The following is a 16,396-nucleotide window of genomic DNA, read 5'->3' as shown; positions in this document are numbered from 1 at the left end:
ACAGCGTCTTTTCTTCGCGAGTTCCGGCAACCTGACAGCCGACCGGTGGCCTCTTTGGTCTCAGTCGACTACGTCGACCATGGCCGACATTACGATGTACGAACTTCCCGGCTGTCCGTACTGTGCAAAAGTCCGCTCGAAACTCGACGAACTCGACCTCGAGTACGACGTGATCGAGGTCCCGCGGACCCACGCCGAGCGGACCGAAGTCGAGGAAGTGAGCGGACAGACCGGCGTCCCTGTCATCTCCGACGAGGCCCAGGGCGTCGAGGGGATGCACGAGAGCGACGATATCGTCGAGTATCTGGAAGAGACGTACGCCTGACGACGGTTTGGATCGAAGAGAATCAGTTCCGAAAATCAGGCCGCTTCTTCGTGCTCCGCTCGTTCGCGGATGACCTTGCGGAGTTCTTCGGCGTTGCGCATCTCGGAGAGTTCGTCGCGTTCGACGAGCGCGGTGCCGTCGACGGAGTCGCGTTTCGCCCGGTCGACGACGTAGACCGACTGCGTGTGCGTGACGTGGCCGATCGAACTCATGATCCGGGCACGTTTCTTTGCGGCCTTGGTGAACTCGGAGTGACCGGTGAGAACGACGTCCTCCTCGCCTTCGTCCTCGCCGTCCTCGGTTTCGCGGCTGACCGCCTTGAACGGCGATCGGAGCGTCGGATGGACCTTGTAGCCCGCCCGGGTGAAGACCGCGACGACCTGTTCGTCGTCGGGGTCGGCCTCGGGATCCTCCGGCGTCGACTCGGTTTCGTGTACCTCGTCGGCGCCGTCGAGGACGTCGACCGGGCTGGTCAGCGGTGCGTCGAACATCTCCTGTAGCGCCATCGCGACCTCGACGGAGGCGTTCATGCCGTCCTCGTACTTCGAGACCGTCCGCCGAGAGACGCCGAGTTCGCTCGCGAGCTGTCCGAGACTCAGATCGCGCTCCTGCCGTTCGTCGGCGAGCAGGTCACCGTCGATGTTGACGTAGAGACCGCCCGGTGCAGCGTAGATCAGTGGCGGTACCTCCTCGATGAAGAGATTGTACGCCGTGTCTGGACTGAGGACGGGAACGCCGTGACGGAAGTAGACCACGTCGGGTTTCAGGTCCTCGTCGCGACTGCGCAATCCGATCACCACCGGCGTCGCCTCGAGATAGGTACCGAGCCGACGCATCTCGTGGCCGGTCGCCTCGTTGAACGCGTCGATGTTGCCGAGGATTTTTACCAGGATCAGGTCCTTACCGCGTCGAGCGGCGATGTCGAAGCTCTTCGGCCGGATCGCACACCGATCGCTCACAGCGAATCCCGCGTCCTCTAACATCGCGGTCACGTTGCCGACCAGTGCGGAGCGGGACATACGGGGATGTAAGCTATTCCTCCTATAAGAGGTTTTCCCCGACATGTCCGTCTGCTGTGTAGCGATTTCGGGCCATACCAGCAGTATACTTTTATAGGGGTTACTATCGTCACCTGCCGGAATCGTATCCGTCGATCGACCACCGGCGTCCCGAAAGGCGTTACACGTCGCCACACCAAGACGAACCGATGACTGTCGTCGGGATCGACGATACCGACTCCCGCGAACGCGGGATGTGCACGACCTACGTCGCGAGGGAGGTCGCCGAGCGACTGCGCCGCGACGGGGCGTCCGTCGGCCGACTCTTTCTCGTCCGACTCAACCCTGCCGTCGAGTACAAGACTCGAGGCAACGCCGCGCTCGCCATCGAAACCGACTGCGACCCCGTCCGCGCACTCGAGGTTGCCACCGATCTTCTCGCGTCGCTCGCGGAGACGGCCGACGACCGAACGAATCCCGGACTGGTGGTGGCCGACACCGACGTCGGCACCGTCCCCGACGACGTGGCGACGTTCGCCGAACGCGCGCTCCGCGAGGAACTCGAGATCGGCGACGCCGTCGACCGGATCGACGACCACGGCTACCGCTCGTGGTACGCCGGCAACGGGCGCGGGCGCATCGGCGCGCTGGCTGCGATCGGTGCGCCGCGAGCACTCGAGGAGTGGACCTACGAACACATCTCCTACCGCGAGCCTGATCGCTGGGGAACGCCACGGGAAGTCGACGAGGAGAGCGTCTTCACGGCGGCCAACTGGGGTTACCCCGAGGTGTGGGATACGGTCGACCGCGACGAGGACGAGACCGTCTGCGTCCCGCACACGCCCGGGCCGATTCTGTACGGTATCCGTGGCGACGACCCCGAGAGCGTCCGGGCGGTTACAGACCGGATCGACGGGGAACCCGTCGACTCGAGTCAACTGTTCGTGACCAACCAGGGAACCGACGCCCACCTCCGGGATGGAACGATCGCCGAAGCTCGCGAGGGGCGAGCCTACCGGCTCGACGGACGCGTCGCGTCCGATCCCGAGACGCGTCGTGGCGGGCACGTCTTCTTCGAACTCGAGGCCGAATCAGGGAACTCGCGGCTCGAGTGTGCCGCCTTCGAGCCGACGAAACGGTTCCGTGATCGGGTTCGGTCGCTTCGGGCTGGCGATCTGATCACCGCGTGTGGCGAACTGTCGGAGGGGACGGTCAAACTCGAGAAGTTCGCCGTTCGAGAACTCGTCCGGACCGAACCCGCGACGCCGGTCTGTCCGGACTGCGAGCGGACGATGGAAAGCGCCGGTCGGGACCAGGGATATCGGTGTCGGGACTGCAACACGAGTGCTACGGAGAAACGGCAAGTCGACCTCGAGCGGGACCTCGAGCCGGGCTGGTACGAAGTGCCGCCGTGTGCCCGCCGACACGTCGCGAAGCCGCTGGTTCGCGGCGGATTCGACGCGCCGACCTATCCTGAGCGGTAATCGAACTCCGCTAATCGTCGCTGTCCGACTGCTTTACCGTCCGCTCGTCGATGACGTCGATCGGGACGCCAGCGTCCATCCCGCGTCGCTCGGCGTCACCGAAGCCGGCACTCAGGACGCGGGTGAGTGCGTCTTCGACGTTTTCGTCGAGCGTGTCGAATCGATCGGGATGGACCTCGATGACGAATCCTGTCGTAATGTTCGGCGACGTCGGCAGGAAGAGGACTTCCCGCCCGTCGTCGGTCGTCTTCCCGGTTTTGAACGCCGTCATCCGGAGCCCGTCCCAGACCTCGAGTTTGACGGGCGTCTGGAGCGACTCCTGTTCGCCCAGCGCGGTTTCGGCAGCCATCTTGGACGCGTTGTAGACCACCCGAATGACGGGGACACGGTTGGCGACGCCGTCGACGACGCGTTCGACGAGGCCGCCGACCGTCGTTCGCATGAGGTAACCGACCGAGAACGTGAGGATCGTTACGACTGTCAGGACGACGATGACGCGAAGGAACGCTGCGACCTGTTCCTGGGTCCCTTCGCCTGGCAACGGTGGCAGGGCGTCGGCTTCCAGAATGACCGGGGGTGTGATACCCGCGACGAGCCCGTAGAGCCAGTAGATGACGTAGAGGGTCACGAGGATCGGGCCGAGAACGATCAACCCGCTCGCGAAGTCCCGCTTCCACGAAGCCATGTAGGACACCTCACACCAGGGGATAAAGAGCGCTTTCCTTTAGCGGCCGAGGACGGCCCGGAGCGCGAACCGGAGGTTCTCCTTGCGCTCCATCACGCGGCGGTAGAAGTACGACAGCCAGCGACCGCCGTAGGGGACGTACTGGTAGACCTCGTACTCCTCCGCGAGGTCGTACTGGACGTCTTCCCGGACGCCCATGAGCATCTGGAACTCGAAGTCCGTCCCGTATTCCTCGTGGAGTTCGATGGCGTGGTCGATTATCTCTGGGTCGTGACTCCCGACGCCGATGCCGCCGTCGTAGTGTTCGAACGCGTACTCGAGCAAGTCCTTCAGCTCCTGGGTGGCCCGCTCCCGATCGGTGTAGGCGACGGCTTCTGGCTCGTCGTAGGCTCCCTTGACGAACCGCACCTTGCCGGGGACGTCGGCGAGTCGTTCGACGTCGTCGCGGGTCCGCTCGAGGTTCGCCTGGACGCAGACGCCGACGCCGAAGTCGGATCCGCCATCGTCGTCGTACTCCCGTGCGAACTCCTCGTAAGCGTCTAACGTCGCGTCGGTCGTCGTGTGATCCTCCATGTCGATCCAGACGAAGACGCCGTGTTCCGCCGCCGTCTCGACGATCGACTCGAGTTCCTCCCGGAAGACGTCCTCGCCGATGTCGAGTCCGAGCTGGGAGGGTTTGATCGAGACGCAGGCCTCGAGGTCGGACTCCGCGACGTCTTCCACGAGCGAGCGGTACTCCGCGGCGTCGGATCGGACCGGCGGCCGCTCGTCGTAGTGTTCGCCCAGGAGATTGACGATTGCTTTGACGTCTCGCTGGTTGATCGTCCGGACGTGCTCGAGCACCTCTGCTGGGGTCTCGCCGGCGACGAATCTGTTCGCGATCGGTGGGATCATAGCCGATCCGTCGGCCGCCAGTTATAAGAGATTTGGTATAATTCGTCAGCCACTGATGGACGGAGTCGGTCATCGACGCCGAACTCGAGACGTTTCCCGGCAACGAGTGGTTCCCGTCCAACACGTCGGGGTCGGCCAGTAACGCAAAGCCGTACTGTTCCGGACGATGTCGTATGAGCCATGCAGACGTCGTCGTCCTTCGGGAGGGTACCGAAGGACTGTCGATGGAGTCGTACGCCGCGGCCTTGCGCGAACGGCTGCCGGATCACACCGTCGAATGCGCGCGAACGCCGCGGGAGGAACGCGAACTCGCCTCCACTGCCCGCGTCGTCACGGGAGTCGGCATCGACGAGGACCTGCTCGCGGTCGCGACTCGACTCGAGCTGTTCGCGTGTGCCTTCGCCGGCACCGAACACCTGCCGACGGCGGAACTCGCCGACCGCGGGATCACCGTGACCAACGCCGGCGGGATTCACGCGCCCGGCATCGCCGAGCAAGCGATCGGGAACGTGCTCGCGTTCGCCCGACGACTCCACGAAGGATGGCGACGGAAACAACGCGGTGAGTGGCGTCACTTCCAGTCGACCGAGTTCAAGGGGAGTACCGTCACTATCGTCGGCCTCGGGTCGATCGGCACGGCGGTCGCGAAGCGTCTCGAGGGGTTCGACGTGGAGACGATCGGCGTCCGGTACACACCGCTGAAGGGCGGTCCGACCGACGAGGTCGTCGGCCTCGAGGAACGGGAGCTCCACGACGCCTTCGCCCGCAGCGAGTACGTCGTGCTCGCGTGTCCGCTGACCGACGAGACTCGAGGGCTCGTCGGCGAGGCCGAACTCGCGACGCTGCCGCCCGAGGCCGTCCTGGTCAACGTCGCTCGCGGCGGCGTCGTCGACACCGACGCCCTGGTCGACGCGCTCCAGCGAAACGCGATCCGTGGGGCCGCACTCGACGTCACCGATCCGGAACCGCTCCCGCCCGGACACCCGCTGTGGGACCTCGAAAACTGCCTCATCACGCCCCACACCGGCGGTCATACGCCCAAACACTGGGATCGTCTGGCCGACGTCGTCGCACACAACGTCGAAGTCCTCGAGGAAGACGGCGACGACCTCGAGAACGTCGTCGTGGACCCGGACCAGTGGAGCCGTCCGGATCGACTGCTCGAGGAGATCGCCGTCGAGCGACGGAACCACCTCGATTAAGGTACGTCGGTTCGTCCCGCCGGATATGGCAATACTCGAGACAGTCGTGATCGCGTTCTGGGCGATGTTGCCTGCCTACGTACCGAACAACGCAGCAGTGCTCGCCGGTGGCGGCCAACCGATCGACGGCGGCCGGACCTGGGACGACAAGCGCGTACTCGGCGACGGCAAGACCTGGCGCGGAACGGCCGCCGGAATCGCAGCGGGACTCGCACTCGCGGGCGTTTTGACGCTTCTCGCGGACGACGTCAGCGGGGCCCTCGGGTTCTCCGTCCCTGCGTTCGAGCCGCTTGCGGCGCTCGGTCTCGCGGCCGGAGCGATGCTCGGGGACATCCTCGCCTCGTTCCTCAAGCGTCGAACGGGACGCGAACGCGGCGCGATGTTCCCCGGCCTCGATCAGCTGGACTTCGTCGTCGTCTCCTTGCCGCTGACGGCACTGCTCGCGACCGAGTGGTTCTTCGAGTGGTTCACCTGGGACGTGATTCTCGTCGTCGTCGTGCTCACGCCCGTCCTGCACGTGACGACGAACGCCATCGCGTACAAACTCGGGCTGAAGGACGAACCCTGGTAGTCGTCCGCGCTACGTTTCTTCGGCGTCGTCGAACCACGCAGGACTGACGTTTTCGGCCGACTCGGTGACGTCGTACTCGAAGGTCGTCGTCGACGAGTCGCCGCGCTCGAGGAGGTAGCCACCCCACGTCTCCGCGTCGATTCGCTCGAGCGTGACGTTCGCGTGGTATAACTGTTCGTCCGGCCCGACGTGGACCTCGCCGTCGGCGTCGGCGACGTACATCGTGTCGCGGTCGTCCGCCAGGTCACCGACGTCGATCCAGCCAGTGTGTGGCTCGTAGGTCTCGACCGTCGTTCCGTCGACGGTCGTCGTTCCCGTCTCGGTAAACGCGGTCATCGCGAGTTGCGAGTGGGTCAGCGTATCCGGGAACGCATCGCCGGCCGGTCCGTCGTCCGCGTTGGTGTCTTCGGTCGGCTCGACGATGACGCTCGGTTCGGCCTCGTACTCCCGGACGACCGTCTCGCGGTCGGACTCCTCGAGTCGGTCGGCGAGTCGTTCCTCGCTTTCTGCCGTGATCTTCGTGTATCGGTCGCCGTCTTCGGTCCAGTAGTGGTCGTACGTGATCGCCTCGAACGAGAGGGTCGTTCGCTGTTCGCCCGTCTCGGCGTCGACGGTCGACTCCCGCGAGAAGAACGGGTCTCCGTCGACGGTAGTTGCTTCGGAGACTGTGTAGGACCCCTCGAGTTCGGACGGTTCGACGGGCGAGCCGGCGGTCGCGTCGGCGGGGGAGTAGGCGACGAGCGTTCCGGTCGTAGCGAGAGCAAGCAGGGCGACGACCCCGACGATAGCGTATCGTCGATTCATAGCCACTATTGAAAAATACACAACAAAAACATTGCGGAATATTGGCCGAACGACCGTCTGTCACTCGAGCGTCTCGTGGAGATCGGACACGACGTCGTCGTACGCCTCGTGAGCGCGCTCGAGGTCGATCGGACCGCCGACCATCCCGAAGAAGCCGTGAACGACGTCGTCGTAATGGTGGTGGGAGACGGGAACGCCCTCCGCCTCGAGTCGGTCGACGTAGGCACCCCCGTCGTCACGCAGCGGATCGAAACCGGCGGTGACGATCGTCGCCGGCGGGAGCCCCGAGAGGTCGTGGGCGCGTCGGGGGAAGGCGTAGACGTTTCCTCGGTCGATCTCGCGCTCGAGGTAGTGATCGGCAAACCAGTCGATCTCGTCGTCGGTCAGGAAATACCCCTCGGCGTTCTCCTCGTAAGCCGGCGTCTCGGTGACGTCTCCGGTACTCGGATAGATCAGTGTCTGATAGGCGGGTTCCGGACCGTCGCGGTCGCGGGCGAGCAGCGCCACCGCCGTCGCCAAATTCCCGCCCGCGCTGTCGCCGGCGAGGACGACCCGGTCGGGATCGGCGTCCAGTTCGGGCGCGTTCTCGCTCGCCCACTCGAGTGCGGCGTAGCAATCCTCCAGCCCTGCGGGAAAGGGGTGTTCGGGCGCGAGCCGGTAGTCGACGCTGACGACGGGATACCCCGATTCGGCCGCGAGTTTGCGACAGGTCACGTCGTGGGTCTCGATACTGCCGATGACCCAGCCACCGCCGTGGAAGTAGAGAATTAGGGGGTCGTTGGCGGGATCGGCTCGCGGCTCGTAATACCGGATCGCTATCTCGCTGTCGGGGCCGTCGATCGTCCGATCCTCGACGGCGTGGAGGTCGAACTCCGCCTCCTTACCAACGCGCAACTGGTCGAACAGTTCGCGTGCCGTCTCGGGCGACACCTCCCCGAAGTCGGGGACGTCGACCGATTCGTACATCTCGAGGAACTGCTGGACGTCGGGGTGGGGCTCGTCCGCACGCGGTAGCGACATTGGTCGAATTATTTTCACGTCGGCGCAAAAAGCTATGGCTCGCTGGTCCTTTCCACACCGCTTATTTCGGTGGACCCCGCCCTTTCGAGCAATGACGAATCAGGAACTCATCGACGCCCTGCGTGCGGCTGACGCCGTCCAGTTCGGCGAGTTCGAACTCTCACACGGCGGCACGAGCGAGTACTACGTCGACAAGTACCTCTTCGAGACCGACCCCGACTGCCTCGAGGTCGTCGCCGAGGCGTTCGCCGAGCGCGTCGACGAAGACGACAAACTCGCCGGCGTCGCCCTCGGTGCGGTTCCGCTCGCGGCGGCCACGAGCGTCGCGGCAGGTGCTCCCTACGTCATCGCGCGCAAGCAGCGCAAAGAGTACGGCACGGCCAACCTGATCGAGGGCAGACTCGAGGAGGGCGAGGAGGTCGTCGTCTTAGAGGACATCGTGACGACGGGGACGAGCCTCGTCGACGCGATCGAGGCGCTTCGAGAGGCCGGTGCGACCGTAAACCGGGCGCTCGTCGTGGTCGACCGCGAAGAAGGCGGTCGCGAGAACGTCGAAGACGCCGACGTCGAGATGGAGGCACTGGTGACGGCAAGCGAACTGCTCGCCGATCGGGAATAGCCCCGCACCGTCAGTACGTGCCCGAAACCAAAGGTGTATGACCGCCTCGTCACTTCAACTCGAGTAGGATGACAGATGTGAGCGTCATCGGCTGTGGGAACATGGGGAGTGCCCTGATACGGGGGCTCGCCGCGTCCGGCAAACACACGTTGACGGCGTGTGACCTGGACCCGGACGCACTCGAGTCGGTCGAGGCGTACAGTTCGCATACTACGGACGATCCCGCGGTGGCGACGGAGGCCGACGTCGTCGTCGTCGCGGTGAAACCGGACGTGGTCGGAGCCGTCCTCGAGTCGATCGACCTCTCGGCGGATCAGACGCTGGTCTCGATCGCAGCGGGCGTCTCGACGGAGTTCGTCGAGCAGTACACCGACGCGACGGTCGTTCGCGTGATGCCGAACCTCGCGGCCGAGACGGGGACGATGGCCGCGGCAGTGACCGAACACAGCGTCACCGACGAGGTACGAGAACTGCTCGACGACGTCGGTGAATTCGTCGAGATCGACGAGGATCGGATGGACGTCGCGACCGCCGTCAACGGCAGTGGCCCTGCCTTCGTCTACTATCTTCTCGACGCGATGGCCCAGGCCGGCGTCGACCGCGGTCTCGAACCGGATCAGGCGCGACTGCTCGCAGCACAGACGTTCAAGGGAGCCGCCGAGACCGTGTTGCGAACTGAGCGGCCGATCGACGAGATGATCGACGCGGTCTGTTCGCCCAAGGGAACGACCATCGAAGGAATGGACGTCCTCTGGGAGAGCGAGGCAGACGACGCCGTGACAGAAGCGGTGACGGCGGCGGCAGAACGTTCTGCGGAACTCGCACGCGAGGCAGAAGATGAGTGACGCGATGGGGGCCGAGACGGTCGAAGCGGCGCGGGAGCAGGCAGCCACAGCCGAACGCGTCGTCGTCAAGGCTGGAACCAACTCGCTGACCGACGACTCCTCGAATCTCGACGACGAGAAACTCGACAAACTCGTCGACGACGTCGCTGACCTCCGGAAACGAGGCAAGGACGTGATCCTCGTCTCTTCGGGCGCGGTCGGTGCCGGCAAGGGGCGAGTCGGCTACACCGGCGAAACCGTCGAGGAGTCACAGGCGCTGTCGACCGTCGGGCAGAGCCACCTCATGCGCCGGTACACCGAGAGCTTCGAGCGCTACGACACGAAGGTCGCCCAGATCCTGCTGAGCCAGCAGGACCTCGAGAACACCGACCGGTTCACCAACTTCCGGAACACGATCGAGACGCTGCTCGAGTGGGACATCGTCCCGATCATCAACGAGAACGACGCGGTCGCGACCGAAGAGATCCGGATCGGCGACAACGACATGCTCTCGTCGTCGCTTGCGGTCGGCGTCGACGTCGACCTGCTGGTGACGCTCACCGACGTCGGCGGCGTCTACACGGGAAATCCGAAGGAGGACGACGACGCCGAACGCATCGAGGCCGTCGGCGACAACTACGACGAGGTCCTGGAGATCATCGACGGCAGCTCGACCGAGACGTTCGGCGGCATCCAGACGAAGGTTCAGGGCGCACGCGAGGTCAGCGAACACGGGAAGCCGGCGATCATCGCCCGCTCGACCGAGCCGAACGTCCTCGAAAAAATCGCTACTGGCAAGCCCGTGGGGACGGTATTCGTTCCCATAAACGGTGTCACCGATGACTGAACCGACGATCGAAACCAAGGTCGACGAGGCACAGACCGCGGCCCTCGAACTCGCGACGCTGTCCGACGACCGACGGCGGGCGGGCCTCGAGGCGATCGCCGACGCGATCGACGAGCGCCACGACGAGATCCTCGAGGCGAACGAAGAAGACGTCACCGAGGCCGAAGAGATGCTCGAGGCAGGTGAGTACAGCCAGGCGCTGGTCGACCGGCTGAAACTCTCCCCCTCGAAACTCGAGGACATATCGGAGATGGTCCGCAGCGTCGCCGCCCAGGAGGATCCGCTCGAGAAGACCCTGGAGGCGCGACGGCTCGACGAGGGACTGGAACTGTACAAGGTCGCCGTCCCCATCGGCGTCGTCGGAACGGTCTTCGAGTCCCGGCCGGACGCGCTGGTCCAGATCGCCGCGCTCGGACTCCGGTCCGGCAACGCCGTCATCCTGAAGGGTGGCAGCGAAGCCAGTAACTCCAACCGGGTACTGTACGAGATCATCCGCGAGGCGACCGCCGACCTGCCGGATGGGTGGGCTCAACTGATCGAGGCCCGCGAGGACGTCACCGCGATGCTCGAGATGGACGACTCGATCGACCTGCTGATGCCCCGCGGCAGTTCCGAGTTCGTCTCCTACATCCAGGACAACACGAGCATCCCCGTGCTCGGCCACACCGAGGGCGTCTGTCACGTCTTCGTCGACAGCGAGGCCGACCTCGAGATGGCCGAGGACATCGCCTTCGACGCGAAGGTCCAGTATCCCGCCGTATGCAACGCCGTCGAGACGCTGCTGGTTCACGAAGACGTCGCCGCGGATTTCCTCTCCGGCATGGTCTCTCGCTACGAGGACGCCGACGTCGAACTACGCGGCGACGAGGCCACCCGCGAGGTCGTCGACGTAGGCGAAGCAACCGACGACGACTGGGAAACCGAGTACGGCGACCTCGAACTCTCGATCAAGGTCGTCGACTCGCTGGCCGACGCGATCGAGCACATCACCGAGTACGGCTCCAAACACACGGAGTCGATCGTCACCGAGGATTCCGACCGAGCTGCGCAGTTCATGCGTCGCCTCGACGCCTCGAGCGTCTTCCACAACGCCTCGACGCGCTTCGCCGACGGCTACCGGTTCGGCCTCGGCGCGGAGGTCGGCATCTCCACCGGAAAGATCCACGCCCGCGGCCCCGTCGGTCTCGAGGGGCTGACGACGTACAAGTACCACCTCGAGGGCGACGGGCAACTCGTCGCGACCTACGCCGGCGAGGACGCGAAGCCGTACCTCCACGAGGAGTTCGACGCGGAGTGGACGCCGGGGCGGCTGTCTCGAGAGTAACACGGCTGTTCGGACCGCACAGCCGTATTGCCTTTTTACGACGGGAGCGCGACAGTCCGAACGATGGCTACGGAAGCGACGTTTACGGTTCCGTCGGAGGAGTTCCCGTTAGGAACCGTGTTCGAGAAATTACCGGAGGTGACGGTTACACTGGAGCGGATTATTCCTGCACAGGACGTGGTCGTTCCCTACTTCTGGGTACGGGGAACCCTCGTCGACGATATCGAGGGGGCGTTTACCAACCATCCTGGAGTGGAAGACATTCGTCTCGTCGATTCCGTCGAGGACGAGTACCTCCTGCGGGTCGAGTGGGCAGTTGAATACTCCGGTGTGTTGAGCACACTGGTGGAGACGGAGATTCCGCTTATCAGAGCCGTCGGCACGACACAGCAGTGGTCGTTCGAGATACGCGGCGACGATAGAAGCGATATCTCCGAGTTCCAGCGGCGCTGTCGAGACCTAGACATTCCGATCACACTGACGAAGTTACAGGCGCTTACACCGCTCGAGACGGACTCGGAGGCATCACTGACCGATACCCAGCAGGACACGCTGGTACTCGCCTACAATCGGGGCTACTTCGAGACCCCACGTGAAGTGACGATGGAAGAACTCGGCGACGAACTCGACATCTCACAGCAGGCCGTCGCTTCCAGGCTCCGGCGGGGGATCAAAAACGTCCTCGGAAGTACACTGTCCGAAACGGAGGTCCCAGGCCGATAGCATACTAAAAACAGTTTTGTATATACCGAGCCAATCTGATACCACTCGGTGTCCTTCTAGAGGGTATGACGCCAGATGGAGGGAGCAAACGCACTGTCGCCGAATGTGTCAGCTGCGGTGCTGGCTATGCGGTTCAAAAGTGGCCCGACGGAACAGTCCAGCCGATCGGTACGAAAAACGGCTGTCAATGCGGATCGACGGAGTTTCGAGCTATCGAAAAGTCAGAGGTGACCGCTGTTCGCGAAGAACCGAACGTCGATCACTGACGCCTACAGTTTCATACGAATGAAATCGCCGGAAACGAAACTATCTCGATCCTCTTTCCACACAATCCTCCTCGTAGAAGACAATCCGGGCGACGCACGTCTCGTCGAAGAAGCCCTCAGCGATCCGGTTCGCGCCGACACTCTCCACACCGTCCATACAGGGAGCGAAGCACTGGACTTCGTCGATCAGCGTGACGAGTACGCGGACGCACCTGCTCCAGATCTCGTTCTTCTCGACTGGCACCTCCCCGGAAAAGGGGGGAAAGGGATCCTGACGGAATTGAACGACGATCCGAACCACGATCACATTCCAGTGATCGTTCTGACCGGCTCTCAGTCCGACCGGGAAGTACGCGAGGCCTACGAACTGAACGCGAACGCCTGTCTCTCCAAGAACTCGAGTCCAGACGAGTTCGAAGAGACGCTCCGTGCGTTCGAGGACTTCTGGTTGTCCGCTGCACGGCTCCCATGTGACGGCGAGGAATCGTAACGCGGTTCGTCCGGAAACTCGACCCGTTCGACGCGTAGCGCTGCTCACAGCAGTCTGTTTTATCGAAGCTGGGAACACAGCCCTACGTCGCCCAGTTGCGGGGCCTTCTGAAAGAGTAACAACTTTACTGTACGGATGGAGAACGGATCCACTCTCCGAGGAGTCGACCACTCGAGCAGCTATCCGTCAGCTCGAGGTCGGCCACCCTCCGGGAGGCTGGTGACACGCCCAGTGTAGTCCCATTTTGCTGTCGAGGTACTCCGAGAAGAGTCCGTGATTCTCGCCGACTTTTCCCATCAGGACGCCGTCTTTCGTTATCTGCACCCAGTAGTACAGCAGCCACGGATCGACGCTCACGACGTCGGTTTTCTCGAGCAGCGACTCGCCTTTCTCGACGGCGATCGATATCTCGTAGTCTCGCATCGCTGCGGGGAAGGCGACTCCGGGCAGCCCTTCCGCCGCCTCCTGATCCCCGGCGTATTCGCTGCTGGCGATCGACTCGACGGCGTCGATCCCTTCGGCCGGTTCGACGCTCTTCTCTTCGTCGACGAGCGTCTCTCTGTCTTGACTCGAGATCGTGACGTCCACCTCGAGGGTCTCCTCGGTCTGGTTGCTCAGTTTGAGTTCGGCCGGCGACTCACGTTCCGGCGTTACCGGTTCGAAGGTCAGCGTCTCTCTGACGTTCAGGAGTGCGTTCTCGAGTCGGTGTTCGTAATACCGATTGTTCGATTCGGCCCACAGTAGCGAGTCGTCACCGACGAGGTCGGGATAGGCGAGGGTACGGACGGTGCTGTAGCTCCCGTCTTCGAGGGCGATCTCGACTTCGCTTCGGGCCCGGTCGGGCAGTTCCGAGAGGGGAACGAACGGTTCCGTACACTGTTCGTACCGACGTCCACCCCTCACACTTCCCAGACAGCCGCCGACGGCAGCGGTGAGTCCTGCCCCCGTGCCGGCGAGCAGCGTTCGACGTTTCATTTCTGGGTACTCGAGTCGGACCCGATAAGTGTCTTCTCTACGGCCAAACTGTGGTTTCAGCTTCCCAGGGGGGCACGTCATCACAACGCTTTTAACCTACTCGAGACTACGCGTATCCACGATGGTAGGTGTCCGCTTTACAGGGGCTTTCGCCCGCTTCTAACTCACACCTACCGCTGGCTGTGTTCGAAACGTACCACAGCGAGCGGCACGCGGACCACCGACCGAACTTCTCGTCGAAGTTCACCGACCAGCTATAGCCATGTCAGAATCAAACTCACAGGAACAGATCGCGGTCGTACTGCCAGACGGATCCGAACTCGAGGTCGACGCCGACGCGACGGTCGAAGACTGCGCGTACGAGATCGGCCCCGGACTCGGACGTGACACGGTCGCCGGACGGATCGACGGCGACCTCGTCGCCAAGGAAGAGCCGGTCTACGACGGCGCGGAACTCGAGATCGTCACCGACGACGGCGGCGAGGACTACCTGCGCGTGATGCGCCACTCGGCCTCGCACTGTCTCGCCCAGGCGGTCGAACGCCTGTTCGACGAAGACGAGGTCAAACTCGCTATCGGCCCGCCGACGGACGACGGGTTCTACTACGACTTCGACAACTTAGACGTCGACGAAGACGACCTCGCGGACCTCGAGGCCGAAATCGAGGCAATCGTCGAGGAAGACTACGAGATCGAACGCGAGGAGCTCTCGATCGAGGAAGCAGAGGAGCGTCTCGCGGACGAACCCTACAAGCTCGAACTGCTCGCGGAGTTCGCCGACGAGAACGACACCGTCACGTTCTACAAACAGGGCGAGTGGGAGGACCTCTGTGCCGGCCCCCACGTCGAGTCGACGGGCGAGATCGGCGCTGTAGAACTGCTCGAGATCGCCGGCGCCTACTGGCGTGGCGACGAGGAGAACACGATGCAGACCCGCATCTACGGGACGGCGTTCGAAGACGAGGACGATCTCGAGGCGTTCCTCGAACGTCGTCGGGAGGCCGAGGAGCGCGATCACCGGAAGATCGGGTCGGAGATGAACCTCTTCTCGATCCAGGACGTGACGGGGCCGGGACTCCCGCTCTATCACCCGCCGGGGAAGACGGTGCTGAAAGAACTCGAAGACTTCGTCGAGGACCTCAACCAGGACGCGGGCTACGACTACGTCGAGACGCCGCACGTCTTCAAGACGGATCTCTGGCACCGTTCGGGCCACTACGAGAACTACGCCGACGACATGTTCATCTTCGACGTCGGCGACGACGAGTTCGGCCTGAAGCCGATGAACTGTCCCGGCCACGCCGCCATCTTCCAGGACCAATCCTGGAGCTACCGCGACCTTCCGATCCGCTACGCCGAGAACGGGAAGGTCTACCGCAAGGAACAGCGCGGCGAACTCTCCGGTCTCTCGCGAGTCTGGGCCTTCACGATCGACGACGGCCACCTGTTCATCCGACCCGACCAGATCGAACAGGAAGTCGAGGAGATCATGGACATGATCACGGACGTCCTCGAGACGTTCGACCTCGAGTACGAGATGGCCCTGGCGACGCGACCCGAGAAGTCCGTCGGGAGCGACGAAATCTGGGAGAAAGCCGAGTCACAACTCGAGAGCGTCCTCGACGACCGCGATCACGACTACGAGATCGAGGAGGGTGACGGCGCGTTCTACGGTCCGAAGATCGACTTCGCGTTCGAGGACGCCATCGGCCGCTCGTGGGACGGCCCCACCGTGCAACTGGACTTCAACATGCCCGAGCGGTTCGATCTCTCCTACGTCGGCGAGGACAACGAGGAACATCGCCCGGTCATGATCCACCGCGCGCTGTACGGTAGCTACGAGCGGTTCTTCATGATGCTCATCGAGCACTACGAGGGCCGATTCCCGCTGTGGCTGGCCCCCGAGCAGGTCCGTGTCCTGCCGATCTCCGACGAGAACCTCGGCTACGCCTACCAGGTCGCAAGCGAGTTCGACGAGTTCCGCGTCGAGGTCGACGACCGCGACAGTACCCTCGAGCGCAAGATCCGTGCGGCCCACGACGACCGCGTCCCCTACCAGATCATCGTCGGCGACAACGAGGAAGAGGACGGCAACATCTCGGTCCGCGACCGCTTCGAGGACCAGGAGTACGACGTCGAGATCGACGAGTTCAAGCAGCACCTCCGGCGTGAGCGCGACGAGCAGCGGACGGAGCCGGACTTCCTGCAGGGATAGCCTCGCATCTGTTTTCGCCGGTCGAACTTGGCAGACGATTGGAGCGTCGTTCTCGTCTGTAACAACCACGTGTGTGGGTACCGGCTGGCGTAGAACGATCGAAATACCCATACTTGCGGAATCGTGCATA

General features: G+C 63.6%; 17 protein-coding genes. 11 read left to right on the top strand and 6 right to left on the bottom strand.

Annotated features, from left to right (window positions below):
* Positions 1 to 79: 79 nt before the first annotated feature.
* Positions 80 to 325, top strand: coding sequence for a glutathione S-transferase N-terminal domain-containing protein (locus BLR35_RS13405; protein WP_090382753.1), 246 nt, complete (start codon positions 80 to 82; stop codon positions 323 to 325).
* A gap of 35 nt (positions 326 to 360) precedes the next feature.
* On the opposite strand, the gene BLR35_RS13400 is transcribed toward BLR35_RS13405, so the two are convergent.
* On the bottom strand, positions 361 to 1,344 hold the full coding sequence (locus BLR35_RS13400; protein ID WP_090382751.1) for a transcriptional regulator: 984 nt from the start codon (positions 1,342 to 1,344) through the stop codon (positions 361 to 363).
* A 188-nt stretch (positions 1,345 to 1,532) separates the two neighbouring features.
* Here BLR35_RS13400 and BLR35_RS13395 point away from each other — a divergent pair, with 188 nt between their 5' ends.
* On the top strand, positions 1,533 to 2,807 hold the full coding sequence (locus tag BLR35_RS13395) for a tRNA(Ile)(2)-agmatinylcytidine synthase (RefSeq protein WP_090382750.1): 1,275 nt from the start codon (positions 1,533 to 1,535) through the stop codon (positions 2,805 to 2,807).
* A 10-nt stretch (positions 2,808 to 2,817) separates the two neighbouring features.
* Here the strand turns inward: BLR35_RS13395 and BLR35_RS13390 are convergent, their stop codons facing one another.
* Positions 2,818 to 3,492: a DUF502 domain-containing protein gene (locus tag BLR35_RS13390; RefSeq protein ID WP_090382748.1), complete on the bottom strand. Its 675-nt coding sequence runs from the start codon at positions 3,490 to 3,492 to the stop codon at positions 2,818 to 2,820.
* Positions 3,493 to 3,531: 39 nt separating this feature from the next.
* Positions 3,532 to 4,386 carry a proline dehydrogenase family protein gene (locus tag BLR35_RS13385; RefSeq protein ID WP_090382745.1) on the bottom strand — a complete coding sequence of 285 codons (855 nt, stop codon included), beginning with the start codon at positions 4,384 to 4,386 and terminating at the stop codon, positions 3,532 to 3,534.
* Positions 4,387 to 4,559: 173 nt separating this feature from the next.
* Between BLR35_RS13385 and BLR35_RS13380 the strand changes: the two genes are divergently transcribed.
* Together BLR35_RS13380 and BLR35_RS13375 are read left to right on the top strand one after the other, a co-directional pair.
* The gene (locus BLR35_RS13380; RefSeq protein WP_090382743.1) at positions 4,560 to 5,588 is read left to right on the top strand and encodes a D-2-hydroxyacid dehydrogenase; all 1,029 of its coding nucleotides are present in this window, start codon (positions 4,560 to 4,562) and stop codon (positions 5,586 to 5,588) included.
* Positions 5,589 to 5,613: 25 nt separating this feature from the next.
* On the top strand, positions 5,614 to 6,159 hold the full coding sequence (locus BLR35_RS13375; RefSeq protein ID WP_090382741.1) for a CDP-2,3-bis-(O-geranylgeranyl)-sn-glycerol synthase: 546 nt from the start codon (positions 5,614 to 5,616) through the stop codon (positions 6,157 to 6,159).
* Between the two features lie 9 nt (positions 6,160 to 6,168).
* On the opposite strand, the gene BLR35_RS13370 is transcribed toward BLR35_RS13375, so the two are convergent.
* Together BLR35_RS13370 and BLR35_RS13365 are read right to left on the bottom strand one after the other, a co-directional pair.
* Positions 6,169 to 6,963, bottom strand: a complete 795-nt coding sequence (locus tag BLR35_RS13370) for a hypothetical protein (RefSeq protein ID WP_090382738.1) — start codon at positions 6,961 to 6,963, stop codon at positions 6,169 to 6,171.
* Between the two features lie 60 nt (positions 6,964 to 7,023).
* Positions 7,024 to 7,983: an alpha/beta hydrolase gene (locus BLR35_RS13365; protein ID WP_090382736.1), complete on the bottom strand. Its 960-nt coding sequence runs from the start codon at positions 7,981 to 7,983 to the stop codon at positions 7,024 to 7,026.
* A gap of 91 nt (positions 7,984 to 8,074) precedes the next feature.
* Here BLR35_RS13365 and pyrE point away from each other — a divergent pair, with 91 nt between their 5' ends.
* From pyrE to BLR35_RS13330, 6 genes are all read left to right on the top strand, one after another.
* Entirely contained in the window at positions 8,075 to 8,602 is a 528-nt protein-coding gene (pyrE, locus tag BLR35_RS13360; protein ID WP_090382734.1) for an orotate phosphoribosyltransferase, read from the top strand.
* 68 nt (positions 8,603 to 8,670) lie between these two features.
* Positions 8,671 to 9,447, top strand: a complete 777-nt coding sequence (gene proC / locus BLR35_RS13355) for a pyrroline-5-carboxylate reductase (RefSeq protein WP_090382733.1) — start codon at positions 8,671 to 8,673, stop codon at positions 9,445 to 9,447.
* The gene (proB, locus tag BLR35_RS13350; protein WP_090382731.1) at positions 9,440 to 10,273 is read left to right on the top strand and encodes a glutamate 5-kinase; all 834 of its coding nucleotides are present in this window, start codon (positions 9,440 to 9,442) and stop codon (positions 10,271 to 10,273) included. Before proC ends, proB begins: the two co-directional genes overlap by 8 nt.
* A complete protein-coding gene (locus BLR35_RS13345) occupies positions 10,266 to 11,597 on the top strand; it encodes a glutamate-5-semialdehyde dehydrogenase (RefSeq protein ID WP_090382727.1) in 1,332 nt (443 codons plus the stop codon). Before proB ends, BLR35_RS13345 begins: the two co-directional genes overlap by 8 nt.
* A 63-nt stretch (positions 11,598 to 11,660) precedes the next feature.
* Complete coding sequence (locus tag BLR35_RS13340; RefSeq protein WP_090382724.1) at positions 11,661 to 12,320, top strand: helix-turn-helix domain-containing protein; 660 nt, start codon at positions 11,661 to 11,663, stop codon at positions 12,318 to 12,320.
* A gap of 285 nt (positions 12,321 to 12,605) precedes the next feature.
* Complete coding sequence (locus BLR35_RS13330) at positions 12,606 to 13,076, top strand: response regulator (protein WP_090382721.1); 471 nt, start codon at positions 12,606 to 12,608, stop codon at positions 13,074 to 13,076.
* 186 nt (positions 13,077 to 13,262) lie between these two features.
* Here BLR35_RS13330 and BLR35_RS21000 read toward each other — a convergent pair whose 3' ends face one another.
* On the bottom strand, positions 13,263 to 14,051 hold the full coding sequence (locus BLR35_RS21000; RefSeq protein WP_244510242.1) for a hypothetical protein: 789 nt from the start codon (positions 14,049 to 14,051) through the stop codon (positions 13,263 to 13,265).
* Between the two features lie 262 nt (positions 14,052 to 14,313).
* Here BLR35_RS21000 and thrS point away from each other — a divergent pair, with 262 nt between their 5' ends.
* Entirely contained in the window at positions 14,314 to 16,266 is a 1,953-nt protein-coding gene (thrS, locus tag BLR35_RS13315; RefSeq protein WP_090382718.1) for a threonine--tRNA ligase, read from the top strand.
* Positions 16,267 to 16,396 lie beyond the last annotated feature (130 nt).

The sequence above is a fragment of the Natronobacterium texcoconense genome (assembly GCF_900104065.1).
GTDB classification, from domain to species: domain Archaea; phylum Halobacteriota; class Halobacteria; order Halobacteriales; family Natrialbaceae; genus Natronobacterium; species Natronobacterium texcoconense.
The sequence above is the reverse complement of the archived record's forward strand: the minus strand, read 5'-3'. Positions and strand labels throughout refer to the sequence as shown.

Bases quoted from the DNA above. Each gene is read 5' to 3' on its own strand.
- proC (WP_090382733.1), top strand. From the start codon at position 8,671: ATGACAGATGTGAGCGTCATCGGCTGTGGGAACATGGGGAGTGCCCTG.
- BLR35_RS13345 (WP_090382727.1), top strand. From the start codon at position 10,266: ATGACTGAACCGACGATCGAAACCAAGGTCGACGAGGCACAGACCGCG.
- BLR35_RS13400 (WP_090382751.1), bottom strand. From the start codon at position 1,344: ATGTCCCGCTCCGCACTGGTCGGCAACGTGACCGCGATGTTAGAGGAC.
- BLR35_RS21000 (WP_244510242.1), bottom strand. From the start codon at position 14,051: ATGAAACGTCGAACGCTGCTCGCCGGCACGGGGGCAGGACTCACCGCT.
- BLR35_RS13365 (WP_090382736.1), bottom strand. From the start codon at position 7,983: ATGTCGCTACCGCGTGCGGACGAGCCCCACCCCGACGTCCAGCAGTTC.
- BLR35_RS13385 (WP_090382745.1), bottom strand. From the start codon at position 4,386: ATGATCCCACCGATCGCGAACAGATTCGTCGCCGGCGAGACCCCAGCA.
- BLR35_RS13330 (WP_090382721.1), top strand. From the start codon at position 12,606: ATGAAATCGCCGGAAACGAAACTATCTCGATCCTCTTTCCACACAATC.
- BLR35_RS13370 (WP_090382738.1), bottom strand. From the start codon at position 6,963: ATGAATCGACGATACGCTATCGTCGGGGTCGTCGCCCTGCTTGCTCTC.
- BLR35_RS13405 (WP_090382753.1), top strand. From the start codon at position 80: ATGGCCGACATTACGATGTACGAACTTCCCGGCTGTCCGTACTGTGCA.
- BLR35_RS13380 (WP_090382743.1), top strand. From the start codon at position 4,560: ATGAGCCATGCAGACGTCGTCGTCCTTCGGGAGGGTACCGAAGGACTG.
- BLR35_RS13395 (WP_090382750.1), top strand. From the start codon at position 1,533: ATGACTGTCGTCGGGATCGACGATACCGACTCCCGCGAACGCGGGATG.
- BLR35_RS13375 (WP_090382741.1), top strand. From the start codon at position 5,614: ATGGCAATACTCGAGACAGTCGTGATCGCGTTCTGGGCGATGTTGCCT.
- BLR35_RS13340 (WP_090382724.1), top strand. From the start codon at position 11,661: ATGGCTACGGAAGCGACGTTTACGGTTCCGTCGGAGGAGTTCCCGTTA.
- thrS (WP_090382718.1), top strand. From the start codon at position 14,314: ATGTCAGAATCAAACTCACAGGAACAGATCGCGGTCGTACTGCCAGAC.
- pyrE (WP_090382734.1), top strand. From the start codon at position 8,075: ATGACGAATCAGGAACTCATCGACGCCCTGCGTGCGGCTGACGCCGTC.
- BLR35_RS13390 (WP_090382748.1), bottom strand. From the start codon at position 3,492: ATGGCTTCGTGGAAGCGGGACTTCGCGAGCGGGTTGATCGTTCTCGGC.
- proB (WP_090382731.1), top strand. From the start codon at position 9,440: ATGAGTGACGCGATGGGGGCCGAGACGGTCGAAGCGGCGCGGGAGCAG.